Origin of the sequence: Oerskovia rustica (assembly GCF_014836555.1) — a bacterium.
Classification (GTDB): Bacteria; Actinomycetota; Actinomycetes; order Actinomycetales; family Cellulomonadaceae; genus Oerskovia; species Oerskovia rustica.
In genome coordinates this window covers 33886-48695 of sequence record NZ_JACSQQ010000016.1, presented here as the reverse complement: position 1 = coordinate 48695, position 14810 = coordinate 33886, and the positions used below count along the sequence as shown (strand labels likewise).

Below are 14810 nucleotides of genomic sequence, written 5' to 3'. Positions count from 1 at the left end.
CCCCCCCCCCCCCCGCCGTGTCAGCAGACCGTGTCGAGCGCGCCGCTCAGCCCGCCGGCAGCGGCTCGTAGTCGATCTCCAGGAAGTCCTCGACCTCGGGCACCCAGCGGCCGGCGACGAACGCCCGGTGGTCCGGGTGCGCGTCGTAGGCCGCGTAGGCGTCGGCGTCGGCGAACTCCATCGAGAAGCCGAACGTGAACGCGTTCTTCGCGCTCGTCTGGCGCAGCTGCTCGAACCTCTCGACGCCGGGGATCTGCGCCAGGACGCGGGCGTCGGTCAGGAAGGCGGCCTCGGCGGCGGACCCCTCGGGGTGGCGCAGGCGGAAGGCGACGGTGTGTCGGATCATGCCGACACCCTCCCACCGACCGCCCGGTAGCGATCGGCGGACACGCAGCCCGACGCAGGACCTACGCCCGCACGCCCCGCCGAGCGACGTCGTCGTGCACGACGGCGAGGAACGACTCCGCGAGGACGCGGCCAGTCTCCAGGACCTCGCCTTCGAACGGCGCCGCCTCGGCGAGGACGTTCTCGGTGTCCACGTCGCCGTGGTCCGCGGCCCACCGGCGGATCGTGTCGAGCGTCGCCTCGGGGTGGAACTGCACGCCCAGCGCCGAGCCGAGCCGGAAGGCCTGGTACGGGTACATGTCGGACATGCCGAGCCAGGTGGCGCCCTCGGGCAGGTCGATGATCGCGTCGGCGTGCATGCTGAGCGTGAGCGAGCGGGCCCGCTTGCCCGTCCCCGCCGCGGCGCGGGCCAACGGACCGAGGACCGGGTCCACCTCCGCCCCCGTCCTCCAGAACACCCGCGTCAGACCGACCTCGCGCCCGGGAGGGGCCGCGACCTGCACGTGACCGCCGCCCGCGACCGCGAGGAGCTGGGCACCGAGGCACACGCCGAGCGTCGGCACCGCGGCGAGCACCGCGGCGCTCAGGAGGTCGCGCAGCGCGGGAAGCCAGGGGGCCACCTCGTCGTCGTAGGCGGACATCTGCCCGCCCAGGACCACGAGGCCGTCACCCAGGTCCGCGAGGTCCGGCAGAGCGTCGCCCACGAAGGGCCGCACGAGGCGGACGTCGGGGCCGAGCCGGTCCGCGAAGATGTCCAGGGTGACGTCCGGGGAGTTCTGGACGACCGTGATCCGGACCGGGTCGAGAAGCTGGAGGTTCACCGCTGAAAGGTACTCGCAACCTGGGGTTCACATGCAAACCGCGCCCACGCCTCGGCAAGATCCGTGTCAGGGGCGCGCCGACCGGCGGCCGCGGCCCCCGCCCGGACGGCCTGCCCGGGCCACCGCGACGGATAGGCTGGACCCCATGTCGGACTCCAGCACGTCGAACGGCCTCGTCAGCACGCAGGGTGAGGCCAGGCGCCGCACCTACCTGATCGTCGACGGGGAGAACATCGACGCGACGCTCGGGATGAGCGTCCTGGGCCACCGACCCAACCCCGAGGAGCGCCCCCGCTGGGACCGCATCGTCGACTTCGCGGCGAACCTGTGGGGCCAGGACGTCACGCCCCTGTTCTTCCTCAACGCGTCGTCGGGCCAGATGCCCATGGCGTTCGTCCAGGCGCTGCTCGCGATGGGCTACCGCCCCATCCCCCTGGCCGGGTCGAGCTCCGAGAAGGTCGTCGACATCGGTATCCAGCGCACCCTCGAGGCGCTCCAGGACCGCCCCGGCGACGTGCTCCTCGCGAGCCACGACGGCGACTTCATCCCGCAGGTCGAGGACCTCCTCGAGGACGGCGACCGCCGCGTGGGGCTGCTGTGCTTCCGCGAGTTCGTGAACTCGCGCTTCTCGGAGCTCGCGTCGCGCGGCCTGAGCTTCCACGACCTCGAGGACAACGTGGGCGCGTTCACCACGGTCCTGCCGCGCGTCCGGATCATCCCGCTCGACGAGTTCGACCCGCTGCGCTACCTCTGAGCCTCCTCGGAGCCCGGGAGGGCGGGGCCGCGCACGGCGCGCGGTCCCGCCCTCTTCGCGTCTCCGGCCTGTCAGGGAGCGCTCAGCCCCGCAGCTCGCGGTACAGCGGCGTGGGGAACGACGCCGTCACGCCGCCGCCGTCGAGCAGCCCGGTGATCCGCTCGGCCTCGGCGTCGACGGCCGCGGCGGCGTCCGTCCCGACGTCCTCGAGCAGGCGCACCGCGGGCGAGCCGTCGGTCCGCACCGCCCAGGCTCCGACGATGCGGCCCTCCCACCAGACGGTCGCACCGATGTTCCCCGCGGTGTCGAAGAGCTGCTCGCGGTGCGGGCCGAGGTACCAGTCGCGGTGCTTCCAGCCCATGGCCGTCGGGTCGAGCGAGGGCAGCAGCGCCACGTGACCGGCGGCGGCGCCCGGGGCGGGTGCCAGGTCGCTCGACCGCAGCGCGACGCCGGCCCCGACGCCGTCGAGCTCGACCTCGCGCACGTCGAGCGCGGCGAGCGCGGCCCGGGCCTGCCCCAGGTTCCAGCCGGTCCACCACTGGAGGTCCGCGACGGTCGCGGGGCCGAAGGACTCGAGCCATGCGGACGCGAGCCGCACCCGGGCCTCGGCCTCGTCGAGCTCGGGGATACCGCCCGGCAGCCAGTCCTCGACGGGGCGCCACAGGAAGCGGTTGGAGGACCACCCGCCGGTCGGTTCGCCCCGGACGATCCGCCCCTCCGCGGACAGCAGCGACAGCAGCGGGGACGTCAGCGAGCGCCGCACGTCCCACGACCTGGTCGTGGTCGGCAGGAACGCGGTCCGCAGCACGGGGGCCCGGGCCGAGAGCTGTGCTCCCGTGAGGGGCCCGTGCTCCGCGAGGGCGTCGTGGACCTGCTCCTCGGCCCCTGCGAGGAAGCGTCCGGCGTCCTCGACGGGCGGGTCGGTGGGGATCGTCGCGAGCTCCTTGAGGAGCCTGGCACGCAGCCGCCGCCCGACGCCGGCGCTCGCCCCCGCGTGGACGACGGGCACCAGGTCGCGCGCCACGACGAACAGGGTGCGGCGCATCGCGAGGACGCGCACGAGGGAGCGCCGCTCGTACAGGGCGGCCTGCACGTCCTCGACGCGCAGGCCGGGGACGCGCGCGAGGACCGAGAGGTAGACGCTGGGGGCGTCGGTCGCATGGAGGGCGACGAGCCGGTCGACGACGCCCTCGACCGTGGTCACGGGGCGTGGCCCGGTCGCCCCGAGGTCGAGCTGGTGCGCGACGAGTCGCGCCCTGCGGTCGTGGTCGGTGATGCGCATCCTGGTCCTCGTCCTGGTCGTCCGCGCACGGCCCGGGCCCGGTGCGTGCAGGCCCATGCAACCATCGTCCGCCGACACGGGCTGGCACCACGCGTCTCGGCGCGGCCCGCCGTGCACCGCACCGCTGCCGCCCAGGCGACTCCCAGGGTTCGGTCGCACACTGGAACCATGAGCGAACCCGAGGCACGGCTGGTCGTGGTCGACGACGAGCCCAACATCCGCGAGCTGCTGTCCACGTCCCTGCGTTTCGCCGGATTCGAGGTCTACGCGGCCGCGGACGGCACGAGCGCGCTCAAGCTCGTGCGTGAGGTCGAGCCGGACCTCGTGGTGCTCGACGTCATGCTCCCGGACATGGACGGGTTCACCGTGACGCGTCGCATGCGCGCCACGGGCCAGCACACGCCTGTCCTGTTCCTCACGGCGCGCGACGACACGCAGGACAAGGTCACGGGCCTCACCGTCGGCGGGGACGACTACGTGACCAAGCCGTTCAGCCTCGAGGAGGTCGTGGCCCGCATCCGTGCGGTGCTGCGTCGCACGCACGCCGAGCCCGAGGACACCGCGGTGCTGCGCTTCGCGGACCTCGAGCTCGACGAGGACTCGCACGAGGTCCGCCGCGCGGGGCAGGTCGTGGACCTGTCCCCCACCGAGTTCAAGCTGCTGCGCTACCTCATGCTCAACGCGGGCCGCGTGCTGTCGAAGGCACAGATCCTCGACCACGTCTGGCAGTACGACTGGGGCGGGGACGCCAACATCGTCGAGTCCTACATCTCGTACCTGCGTCGCAAGATCGACAACCTCACGGTGACCGGGCCGGACGGTACCGAGGAGCCCGTCCAGCCGCTCATCCACACCAAGCGCGGCGTCGGGTACCTGCTGCGCACTCCCCCGGAGTCCGGGAGCACCCGCCGGTCATGAGCACGCCCTCGTCCTCGTCGCCCGGCGGTCCGGGCGGAGCGCCGGGCGCCCCGGGCGCGCTGCCTCCCGTCCCGCCACCGCCCGGCCCGACGACCCCGCGCGCCTCCTCGGCGCGCCCCGCCCCGGGTGCGGTGCGTCCTGGGGCGCAGGCTGCGTCGTCGGGCACCGAGGCCGACGGCGCAGCGACCGAGCAGCACCTGCCGCCCGTGCCGCCGCCCGACGAGCCCCGCCCGTACGGCAGACCCGTGGCCACGAAGGACTGGGGCTGGTTCGCTCGCATCCCGCTGCGCACGCGGCTCGTCGCGATCATCATGCTGCTGCTCGCGGCCGGGCTCGGGGTCGCGGCGGTCGCGACCAGCGTGTTCGTGTCGAACTACCTCGTCCGGCAGGTCGACGACCAGCTCAAGGCGACCTCCGTGGACGTCGCGGCCGACCCGGACAGCCAGTTCAGCCAGAACCCGACCGGGCTTCCCAGCGACTACTACATCCTCTACAGGTTCTCGAACGGGGTGACCTGGCCGCGCTACTTCGCGAGGACAGCGCTGAAGTACGGGCTGCCCGACATCCCCGCGCTGTCGCTCGACGAGGTGAAACGCATCGACGGCCCGTTCACGGTGCCGCCCCAGCGGAGCGGGCTCCTCGTCCCGACCGACCCCACGCAGTGGCGCGTCATGCCGCTCGTCGACGCCGACGGCTCGACCGCGTTCGTCGCCCTGCCGCTGGCCGGGATCCACGACACCGTGAGGTTCCTCGGGTGGACCCTCGCGATCAGTGCCCTCGCGATCTCGCTCGTCGGCGGTGCGATCGCGCTCGTCGCCGTCCAGCGCGCCCTGAAGCCGCTGCGCGAGATCGAGGAGGCCGCCGCCGACATCGCCGGTGGCGACCTGACGCGGCGCATCCGGCCGGCCCCACCCACGACCGAGGTCGGTTCGCTCGCCGCGTCGCTCAACATCATGCTCAACCACATCGAGCGGGCGTTCGCGGCCTCGGAGGCCTCGGAGGCCCGGATGCGGCGCTTCGTCTCGGACGCGAGCCACGAGCTGCGGACCCCGCTCGCGACCGTGCGCGGCTACGGCGAGCTCTACCGCATGGGCGCCCTGACGACGCCCGAGCAGATGGACGACACGATGCGCCGCATCGAGGACTCCGCGTCCCGCATGGGCACGCTCGTCAACGACCTCCTCGCGCTCGCCCGTCTCGACGAGGGCCGTCCCATCCGTCACGAGCCCGTGAACCTCGCGGCCCTGGCCCGCGACTCCGCGGGCGACCTGCACGCCCTGGACCCGACGCGCGAGGTGCGCCTCGTGGACCTGAGGGACGCCTCCGGGGACGCGCCCCGGGACCTCACCGTGATCGGCGACGAGGACCGTCTGCGGCAGGTGCTCGCCAACCTCATCGGCAACGTGTCGCAGCACACCCCGGCCGGGACCCCCGTGGAGATCGCGCTCGGGACGCAGGTCCAGGACGGCGGGGGCGCGCCCGTCGGGGTCCTCGAGGTCCGCGACCACGGACCGGGCATCACGCCCGAGCAGGCGGCCCACGTGTTCGAGCGGTTCTACCGCGCGGACTCCTCCCGCAACCGCGCCTCGGGGGGCTCCGGGCTGGGCATGGCGATCGTCGCGGCCATCGTCGGGGCGCACCACGGGCACATCTCCGTGGCACCCACGCAGGGCGGTGGCCTCACGGTTCGTGTGGAACTCCCGACACAGGGCTACGATGGCGGGTCGTCGACGGATCGGACGTAGGCTCGGAGGAGCATCTGCGCTCGACGACGCATCCTGTTCCCGCATCGAAGAAGGCTGATCTCATGGGCGTCACCACCTCTGACGCACCGCAGTGGTTGCTCACCTCCTGGACCCGTAGCTGCAAGGGCGCCGGGGCCACAGCCCCCACCGAGGAGATCCTCGCCGTCGGCGAAGGACTCCTCGAGCGCTGGAACCAGCCGGACCGCCACTTCCACAACCTGCGCCACCTCGCCGACGTCCTGGGACGGGTCGACGAGCTCGCGGAGGAGACGCACGACGCCGACGTGGTCCGCCTCGCGGCCTGGTACCACGGCGCGATCTTCGACGCGGCCCGCAAGGCCGCGTACGCCAACAAGGGCGGCGAGGACGAGAGCGCGAGCGCCGCGCTCGCGTTCGAGCAGCTGTCCGGGCTGGGCGTCCCGGAGAAGGCGTGCCGCCGCGTCGCGTTCCTCGTCAACGCCCTCGTGCGCCACGCGCCGGACCCTACGGACTTCGACTGCGCCGTGCTGTGCGACGCAGACCTCGCGATGCTCGCGGCCGAGCCGCAGCGGTACAAGGAGTACCTCAAGGACGTGCGCGACGAGTACGCGCACATCCCGCTCGCCGACTACCTGCGGGCGCGCACCGCGATCATCACCAAGCTGCTCGACCGGCGCAGCCTGTTCTCGAGCCCGCTGGGTGCCGCGTGGGAGGAGCCCGCACGGCAGAACCTGGACGCCGAGCTGCAGCGTCTGCGCAAGGAGCAGAAGAAGCTCGACGCGTCGGCCCCGCCGGCGCTCGTCGCACCCTCGCCGTCCTGAGTCGTTCTGCGTCGCACTGAGTCGTCGGCCGTGCTGCCTCACGGCGACGAGCCGTGCACAGGCACGCGTCCTGACGCCGCGCCCACAGCGCGGGGGGTGCCCCTGCCCGACGGCGCCGCTCGGCCCTAGCGTCCTGCTCACCCGGTCGCGCACCGCGCCCCGGGGCAGGGCGCCGGCCGGTGCCCCGCAGGCTCGGTGAGAGGCAGGACGGCATGAGCAGGTACGAGGTCGACAGTGCACGGGTCGCGCAGGCGAGCGCCGCGGTCGGAGGGTCGGTCACGGCCATCCGTGCCGAGGTCGGGGTCATGATGCGCAACCTCCAGGACCTCCAGGCGAGCTGGCAGGGCGGCGCTGCCACGGCGTTCGCGGGCGTCATGGCCGAGTGGCAGGGCGCGCAGGTGCACGTCGAGACCGCGCTCGACTCGATCACGACCGCGCTGGGCTCCGCCGCCCAGACGTACGCGGACGCCGAGGCGCAGGCCTCGAGGTTGTTCCTGCGCTGACGGGCTGTTGCTCCGCTGACGGGCTCCCGGCGGCGCGGGGGGCGCGCCCCCGGGGCCGCTAGGATCCGCTCCATGCCGCGCCGTCGACAGTCCGCCGCCTCTCGCACGGTGTCCTTCGAGGTCGTCGAGGACCTGGACGACGATCTCTCGGTGCCCGCAGGCCGGACCGAGGGCGCGGAGGCTGCCGGGTCCGACGAGTCGATCGTCACCGCTGGCGGTGCGTCCGGTGCCGGCCGCTCCCGTGACACCCCGGGCGCCGCAGCCCCCGGGGTCGGGGACGCGCCGTCGGGCAGGAAGCGCTGGTGGCCGTGGGCCGCTGCTGCCGGTGTCCTGGCCCTCGTGCCCGGTGGGCTCGCGGTCGGCGGCCAGATCGAGGAGCGGCGCACCCAGGAGCGCCTCGTCGCGAACGAGGGCGGAGTGCTGCCCTTCACGGGACCGCCGCAGGAGATCTGGTCGAGAGACCTGGCCGATCAGGTCTGGACGCCCTGGGGCGGGATGCTCCTCCACCGAGACGCCGACGGTACCGACGAGACCGTGACCGCCGTCGACGTCCTGACCGGGCAGGACGTGTGGGAGGCGACGGTCGGCCCCCAGGCGATCTGCGGTCGGAGCACCTTCTGGCAGCCGTTCGCCGTGGACGACGGCCCCCTGCTGTGCCTGTCAGGCACCCCGGAGGCCATGACGGTCACGGCCCTGGACCCGGACGGGCGGACCACGGGGCGCAGGGACCTCGGCGCGGTCGACGAGGCGTCGGGCTACGCCGTCGGGCCCGGCAGCACGGTCGTGACCGTCCGCCGCGACGGACCCGTCGGTCCGCCGGTCGGCCGGCGCGAGGTCTGGAGCGAGAACGGGTCCCCGACCTTCGTCGACGTGCCCGGCGGACGCGGCGTCGTCGTGACCCTGCAGGACGCGCTCTCGGGAGACGTGCTCTGGGAGAACCAGGTGCCGTTCGTCGCGCCGGACGAGGCCTGGGAGTGTCAAGGGCGCGGCGACGGGACCGAGCCCGTGCTGATGCTCGACCAGGTGACCGCCTGGACGACGGGCCACGTCGTCCAGGTCGACGGTTGCGGCGTCAGCGCGTCGTTCGACGCGGGCGGTGACCGCCTGGACGACCCGGCCTCCCCGGACGACCAGGTCGAGCCCTTGACGGCGACGACCGCGGCCAGGTTCGACCAGACGACCACGCACACGACCGTGCTCGACCGCACGGGCTCACCGTCGTGGGACGTCACCGGGCAGATCCTCCGCCCGTCCGCCACCGACGGGACGGGCGAGAGCACGATCTTCGTCGACACCCTGAGCGGCCTGGCCGCGTTCACGCCCGAGGGCGAGGAGCTCTGGGAGGTCTCGACGTACGCGAGCACGTTGTTCGTGCACACGGGCGCCGTCATGGTCGTCGACGACGGTGCGAACGGCGTGACCGCGCTCGACCCGAGCACGGGCCGCAGGCTGTGGACCGTGCCCGGAGTGGACTCGGTCTACCCGTCCGGTGCGGTGACCGACGGCTCCCAGGTGGTCGTCCTCGCCTACGGCTCCGACGGGGCGCCCCGGAGCACGGGACACGACCTGGCGACGGGTGACGTGCTGTGGACCGGCGAGAGCACCACGAACGAGGGACTGATCGGCTACCACGGTGCGCTGCTCCGGCTCACCCAGGACTCGGTGAGCAGGGTGGGGTGACCCCGCCCCGACGACCTAGGGTGACAGGTGTGCCGACGTCCCTCCTGACCGCGAGCGTCACGATCTGGTGCACGCCGCCGACCCCCTGCCTGCCGGGCCAGGCGGCCTGGCTGTCGGCCGACGAGGCGGTCAAGGCCTCGAGATTCCGTCGGCCTGTCGATCACGACCGGTTCGTCACGGGACGGCTCCTGACCCGGGCCGTCCTCGGGGAGCGGCTGCACCAGGCTCCCGAGGACGTCGACATCCGGCTCGGGGCGCGGGAGGGCGCGGCCCCCGGCCGACCGTACGTCGGCCCGGGGCCGTCGTTCTCGATCGCGCACGCCGGATCCTGGGTGCTCGTCGCCGTCGTCGATCCGGCGGGTCCGCCGCTGCCCGGTGCCGCTTCCGCGGCGGTTCCCGGGGCGGCGGTGGACGTCGGGGCGGGGGTGGACGTCGGCGTGGACGTCGAGTCCACGGCCCCTGCGCGCGCCCACCTCGCCGACCTGCTCGACGCCGTGCCCGCAGGCGAGCGGCCGGCCGACGGGTGGGACGCCGAGTCGTTCACCCGGTCGTGGGTCCGCCGCGAGGCCGTGCTCAAGGCGGTCGGCACGGGGCTCCTCGCCCCGCGCGACGACCTCCTCCTGTCCCGTGCGGACCGGCCGGCCCGCGTCGTGCACAGCGGAGGGCTCCTCCCGGCTCCCGACCGGCTCGCCGTCCGGGACCTCGAGCTCCCGGCGGCGTGGCCGTCACCCTCGACAGGCAAGGCCGTCACCCTCGGCGGTCGGGAGGGTCACCCTCGGCGGTCCGGGACGTCACCGTCGGCGGGCGGGGGCGAGGGCGCGACCTACCTCGCGGCCGTCGCGCTCCGCTCGGCCCGCGGCCCCGTCGCGCTCGGGAGCGTCCGGGTGACCGACGGGACCGCGCTCCTCGCCCGGCACGGCATCACCGCGCGGACCACGCTCGACCAGCCCTGAGCAGGGCGCTCAGCGGACCTCCCTGCTCTCGCGCAGCAGCAGCCACAGCAGGAACGGCGCCCCGACCGCCGAGGTCACCACTCCCACCGGCAGGTCCACGGGCAGCGAGCGCGCCCCGAGGTCCGCGGCGAGCACCACGCACGCCCCCACGAGTCCCGCGCCGAGCGGCGGCGGCCCCTGCGCTGCGAGCGCCCGCCACGCGATCTGCGGTGCGACGAACGCGACGAACGGGACGGGCCCGGCCGCCGCGGTCGCGGCGGCCGCCAGGACCACGGCCAGGGCGATCTGCAGCAGCTGGGCCGCCGACCGTCGCACGCCCAGCCCCACGATCACGCGCGAGTCGAAGCGCAGGATCGCGAGCCACCGGGTCGAGAGCGCGCTGACCACGACCGTGACCACGACCACCACCGCGACGGGCCCCGCGATCTCGAAGCTCGCCCGGTTGAGGCTCCCGGTCATCCAGATGAGGGCCGCGTTGAGGTCGGGCAGCTCGGCGCGCACCAGCATCCACGACGTGATCGCCGACGCCCCGGCGTTGACCCCGAGCCCCACGAGCACCAGCCGGTACCCCTCGATCCCACCGCGCCATGCGAGCAGGCACACGAGGGCGGTCGCGACGAGCCCGCCCAGGACGGCGACGACCGGCAGGCCGGCGGTGACCAGGAAGCCGCTCATGGCGCCGGTGCCCGCGAGCACGATCGCCGCGACGGCGGCGGCCGTCGCACCGGCCGTGACGCCCAGGATGTCGGGGCTCGCGAGCGGGTTGCGGGCCACCGACTGCGTGATCGCCCCGGCCGCGCCCAGCGCGAAGCCCACGACGATCGCGGTCGCGGCCCGCGGCGCGCGCAGGCCCAGCACCACGAACCGGTCGGCCGGGTCCCCGGCGCCGAGCAGGGTCCGGACCACGTCCCCCGCGGGCAGCACGTACTCGCCCACCATGATCGACGCGACGAGCAGGACCAGGAGCAGGACCACGAGGCCGACCCCGACCAGCGCCTGCCTGCGGCTGCCCGGGTGGCGGTGCAGCGGCCGGAGGGCACGCCGGAGCAGGGGGCGCCATCCCGTGGGGCCCGACGGGTCGTCGGAGCCAGGCCCGCGGACACCCCGGTCCGGCCGTGACAGCTCGTCGGTCGGCCTGCTCCCCGGGGTGTTCCCCGGCAGGGTGGTGGTCACGATCGGTCTCCCAGGTAGCCACGGGCGAGGACGACGAACAACGGCGCACCGACGAGCGCGATGACGATGCCGACCTGGATCTCGGAGGTCGCAGGGGCCACGCGCCCGACGACGTCGGCCCCCAGGACCAGGACGGCGCCGCACAGTCCGGCGACCGGGACACGCCAGGCGGGTCCCCCGAGCCCGAGCCGTGTCGCGGCGTGCGTCGCCGCGAGGCCGACGAAGGCGATCGACCCGCACGCGGCCGTCGCGGCGCCCGCGAGCAGGGTCACGGCCAGCAGGCCCACGGCCCGGTCGCGCACGACGTGCCGTCCGAGCGTGACACCGAGCTGGTCGCCCATCTCGAGGGCCCCGAGGGTCGGCGCGTTGACGACCGCGAGCACCAGCCCGAGCAGGAGGAACGGCGCGACGGTCCAGATGACCTCGGGGCCGCGCCCCACGAGCGACCCGATGCTCCAGAACCGGAACACGTCCATGGTCGTGCGGTCGAGCAGCAGCACCCCCGACGTGATCGACGCGAGGAGCGCCGTGACGATCGACCCCGTGAGGACCAGCGTGACGCCCGGCGCGAGGACGCGGATGCGCTGGGAGAGGACCACGACGACCCCCCCGGCGCACAGCGCGCCGACGAGCGCGAAGCCCACGGCCCCTGACGGGCTCGTGATCCCGAGGACGTGGATCGCGAGCACCACGGCGCACGCGGCCCCCGACGTCACGCCCAGCAGGCCGGGGTCGGCGAGCGGGTTGCGGGTGTGCGCCTGGGTGAGCGCACCGGCCACCCCGAGCGCGATCCCGACGAGCAGCCCCAGGATCGTGCGCGGCACTCGCATGTCCCACACGATCGCGGAGGCCTCGCTCGTGCCCGGCGCACGCAGGACCGCGAGCACGTCGGGCAACGGCACGGGCTGCGACCCGAACGCGACGCTCGCAGCGACCGCGCCCAGGAGCGCGAGCACGAGCGCTCCACCCACGAGGGGCAGCCTGTCGCCCGGGCGGCGTCCCGTGCGCGGCGCGGCGACCTGGGCGAGCGTGCCGCTCACGACGCCGCCCCCGCGCCCGCGAGCCGCCGCAGGTCCGCGGCGACGATCTCACGCGACCACACCCACCGGTCCTCGGCAGCCGGGCGGGCGACGTGGTCCGCGTAGGTGCCCGCCGCGACGGCCGTCAGCGCGACCCGCAACGCCTCGACCACTTCCGGTGCACGGTCGCCCACGAAGAAGTGCCCGCCCTCGACGATCCGCCGTCGGACTCCCGCCCGGGCGCGTTCCGCCCAGGGCGCGACGGCCTCGGGCGGGGACGCGACGTCGTCGGACCCGGCGAGCAGCAGGAGGGGCACCGTGATCTCCGTGGCCTCCCCCGCCGCGGCGGTCCCGAGCGAGTCGTGGACCGCGAGGTCCGCGCGCAGGACGCGCGCGTGCAGCGCGAAGAACTCGGCGTCGGCGAGCAGCTCGGGCGGCGTGCCGCCCAGCGCGGTGATCCACGCCCGCAGCGCGGAGTCGTCGCGCGCGGTGAGCCTCCCCGGCTCGACGACGTCGCTCCCGTCCCCGTCCCGGCCGCCGGACCGCGGCCGGTCGGCACGCGCCGCGCGACCCGAGACCACGAGCAGGTCCGGGGCCTCCCCCGGCCCGAGGCCGGCCGCGACGCGGACCGCGACCGACGCTCCGAGGCTGTGCCCGAGCAGGACCGTGGGGACGTCGTCGGCAAGGAGCGCACGCACGGGGCCCGCGACGTCCGCGAGGAGGTCGGTCATGGTCTGCACGGGCGGCTCGCCGAAGCGCGTCTCGCGGCCCGGGTACTGCACGGCCACGACCTCGGGGGCCGACGCGAACGGCGCCGACGACCCCCTGGGGCTCCCCGGGGTCCCGTCGATCGCTCGGTCGCGGGCGAGGACGAGCCGCCGGTAGTAGCTCGCGGCGCCACCCGCGTGCGGGCACACCACGACCCGCCACGTCGCCCCCGGGGGGGAGGCCAGGACGCGCAGGTGGTCGCCGCGGGGCGCGTCGGCCCGCCCGTCAGTCACGAGGGGTGCCATCGGCCTCGGACGAGGCGTCGGGCACGGCCTCGTCGGTGTCGTCGCCGTGGTGGTCGTGGTCCGCGACGCCCTTGCGCCAGTACCCGTCGACGTCGAAGTTGTCGCGGCCCAGCCCCACCTCGTTCTTGAGGTAGCGGCGCAGCGGCTTGATCGAGAGCGACTCCCCCGCGACCCACACGAACCCGCTGCCAGGAGGCAGCTCGGTGCCGCGCACCGCGTCGGCGAGCAACGACGTCGTGCCCGGCGCGCGGTCCTCGCGGAAGAGCCACGTGACGTCGACGTCCGCGGCCGACGCGAGCGGCAGCACGTCGCCCGCGTCCTGGACCTCGACGAAGACCGTGACGGGGACCCCGGGGCGCAGCGTCGAGAGCCAGCGCGCCGCCGCCGGCAGGGCCGTCTCGTCGATCGCGAAGACGTACCAGTCGAACACGTCGTTCACCAGGAACGAGCCGCGCGGGCCCAGGACCCCGACCAGGTCGCCGACCTGGGCCCGCCCCGCCCACCGCCCCGCGATCCCGTGCTCGTGCACCACGAGGTCGATGTCGAGCGTGCGTGCCTCCCGGTCGAAGTGCCGCACCGTGTAGTCGCGGCTCGTGAGGTGGCGTCCGCCGACCCAGCGGTCGTCGACCACCTGCGGCATCTCCGGCGTCCCGCCCGGCTCGGTCGGCAGGAAGAGCTTGACGTGGTCCTCGGGGGCCACGGTCACGAAGTCGTCCAGGTCCTCGCCGGTGAGGCGGACCCGGACCATGCGCGCCGCGATCTGCTCGACGGCCGAGACCGTCAGCAGCCGCGGGCGCAGCGGGTGCGTCAGGAGAGTCACCTGCTCGACGGGGCCCGCCGGGGCCTGCGGCGCCGTGTCCTGCTCGGTCGTGTCGAGCCTGCTCGTGGTGCTGGTCATGTGTTCTCTCCTCGGGTGGTGCCGACGGTCGCGTCGACGGGCTGGGGGGAAGGTTCGTGGGGGTCGTCGAGGACCGGGTCCGGCTCGGTGACCGCGCGACGCAGCCCGGGGACCGCGAGCGCGACGAGGCCCGTGGCGACGGCCGCGAGCGCCCCGCCCACGGCGATCGCGCCACCCGCGCCGAGGGTCCGGGCGATCAGGGTCAGCAGCGGGCCGCCGAGCGCGTCGCCCGCGGTGCCCTGCGCGGTCCACAGCGCGCTCACCCGGCCTCGCAGGTGGTCGGGCGTGCGCTCGTAGAGCAGCGTGAACCGCAGGATCTCGCCCAGGACGTCGCCCGCGCCGACCAGGGTCATCGCGACGACCGCGAGCACGACCGACTGCGACAGGCCGAGCATCGCGACCCCGGCGCCCGAGGCCGCGAACACGATCAGCAGGACGCGGCCCGTGCGCCGGACGCGCCCGGTCCACCCGCTCGTGAGCGTCGCGACGAGCGCGCCGACGGCGGGGGCGCTGAAGAGCAGCCCCACGACCTCGGGTCCCGCGCCGAGCTGCTTGTCGACCAGCTCGGGGACGAGCACGTGCGGGGACGCGAACAGGATCTGGACGAAGCCCAGCAGGATGATGCCGCCGATCACGCGGTCGGTCGCGACGAAGCGCAGCCCCTCGGCCAGGTCGTCCCACGGACGCGGGGGTCGGGTGGTCGTGGCCGTCCCGGCCCCGGCTGGCGGTGCGCCGTCACGCTCGGGCGAGCCGGCGCCGTCGGGCACGACGGGCTCCCCCTCCCCGCCGCCCGGGGGCAGGGCCGGGAGGCGTACCAGGAAGCCCAGGCTCACGACGCTGGCGACGACCACGACCCCGAACGCGAGGCTCGACCCGCCGTGCGCGATCGCGATCCCCGCGACGAGC

General features: G+C 74.7%; 15 protein-coding genes. 7 read left to right on the top strand and 8 right to left on the bottom strand.

What is annotated here, in order from left to right:
* Positions 1-46: 46 nt before the first annotated feature.
* Together H9652_RS10965 and H9652_RS10960 are read right to left on the bottom strand one after the other, a co-directional pair.
* Entirely contained in the window at positions 47-346 is a 300-nt protein-coding gene (locus H9652_RS10965) for a Dabb family protein (RefSeq protein WP_191796272.1), read from the bottom strand.
* 61 nt (positions 347-407) lie between these two features.
* Positions 408-1166 (bottom strand): type 1 glutamine amidotransferase, encoded by a 759-nt coding sequence (locus H9652_RS10960; protein ID WP_318244117.1) that lies wholly within the window; start codon positions 1164-1166, stop codon positions 408-410.
* A 145-nt stretch (positions 1167-1311) separates the two neighbouring features.
* Here H9652_RS10960 and H9652_RS10955 point away from each other — a divergent pair, with 145 nt between their 5' ends.
* Positions 1312-1920: an NYN domain-containing protein gene (locus H9652_RS10955; protein WP_138822938.1), complete on the top strand. Its 609-nt coding sequence runs from the start codon at positions 1312-1314 to the stop codon at positions 1918-1920.
* Positions 1921-2002: 82 nt separating this feature from the next.
* Here the strand turns inward: H9652_RS10955 and H9652_RS10950 are convergent, their stop codons facing one another.
* On the bottom strand, positions 2003-3202 hold the full coding sequence (locus H9652_RS10950) for a winged helix DNA-binding domain-containing protein (protein ID WP_191796271.1): 1200 nt from the start codon (positions 3200-3202) through the stop codon (positions 2003-2005).
* A 168-nt stretch (positions 3203-3370) separates the two neighbouring features.
* Here H9652_RS10950 and H9652_RS10945 point away from each other — a divergent pair, with 168 nt between their 5' ends.
* The 6 genes from H9652_RS10945 (at position 3371) to H9652_RS10920 (ending at position 9801) form a co-directional block, all read left to right on the top strand.
* On the top strand, positions 3371-4120 hold the full coding sequence (locus H9652_RS10945) for a response regulator transcription factor (RefSeq protein ID WP_030144130.1): 750 nt from the start codon (positions 3371-3373) through the stop codon (positions 4118-4120).
* On the top strand, positions 4117-5865 hold the full coding sequence (locus tag H9652_RS10940) for a sensor histidine kinase (protein ID WP_225228081.1): 1749 nt from the start codon (positions 4117-4119) through the stop codon (positions 5863-5865). The genes H9652_RS10945 and H9652_RS10940 overlap by 4 nt, the downstream gene beginning before the upstream one ends.
* 62 nt (positions 5866-5927) lie before the next feature.
* Positions 5928-6665 carry an HD domain-containing protein gene (locus H9652_RS10935; RefSeq protein WP_191796270.1) on the top strand — a complete coding sequence of 246 codons (738 nt, stop codon included), beginning with the start codon at positions 5928-5930 and terminating at the stop codon, positions 6663-6665.
* Between the two features lie 212 nt (positions 6666-6877).
* A complete protein-coding gene (locus H9652_RS10930; protein WP_191796269.1) occupies positions 6878-7168 on the top strand; it encodes a WXG100 family type VII secretion target in 291 nt (96 codons plus the stop codon).
* 72 nt (positions 7169-7240) lie between these two features.
* A complete protein-coding gene (locus H9652_RS10925) occupies positions 7241-8848 on the top strand; it encodes an outer membrane protein assembly factor BamB family protein (RefSeq protein ID WP_191796268.1) in 1608 nt (535 codons plus the stop codon).
* A 29-nt stretch (positions 8849-8877) separates the two neighbouring features.
* Complete coding sequence (locus H9652_RS10920; RefSeq protein ID WP_191796267.1) at positions 8878-9801, top strand: 4'-phosphopantetheinyl transferase family protein; 924 nt, start codon at positions 8878-8880, stop codon at positions 9799-9801.
* A gap of 9 nt (positions 9802-9810) precedes the next feature.
* Here H9652_RS10920 and H9652_RS10915 read toward each other — a convergent pair whose 3' ends face one another.
* The 5 genes from H9652_RS10915 to H9652_RS19785 all read right to left on the bottom strand — a co-directional run.
* Positions 9811-10974, bottom strand: a complete 1164-nt coding sequence (locus H9652_RS10915) for a FecCD family ABC transporter permease (protein ID WP_191796266.1) — start codon at positions 10972-10974, stop codon at positions 9811-9813.
* Positions 10971-12014 (bottom strand): FecCD family ABC transporter permease, encoded by a 1044-nt coding sequence (locus H9652_RS10910; RefSeq protein ID WP_191796265.1) that lies wholly within the window; start codon positions 12012-12014, stop codon positions 10971-10973. The genes H9652_RS10915 and H9652_RS10910 overlap by 4 nt, the downstream gene beginning before the upstream one ends.
* Complete coding sequence (locus H9652_RS10905; RefSeq protein WP_191796264.1) at positions 12011-12994, bottom strand: thioesterase II family protein; 984 nt, start codon at positions 12992-12994, stop codon at positions 12011-12013. The genes H9652_RS10910 and H9652_RS10905 overlap by 4 nt, the downstream gene beginning before the upstream one ends.
* Positions 12987-13904, bottom strand: coding sequence for a siderophore-interacting protein (locus H9652_RS10900; RefSeq protein WP_191796263.1), 918 nt, complete (start codon positions 13902-13904; stop codon positions 12987-12989). The genes H9652_RS10905 and H9652_RS10900 overlap by 8 nt, the downstream gene beginning before the upstream one ends.
* A partial coding sequence (locus H9652_RS19785) for an MFS transporter (RefSeq protein WP_225228079.1) occupies positions 13901-14810 on the bottom strand: 910 nt, incomplete at its 5' end. The genes H9652_RS19785 and H9652_RS10900, both read right to left, overlap by 4 nt.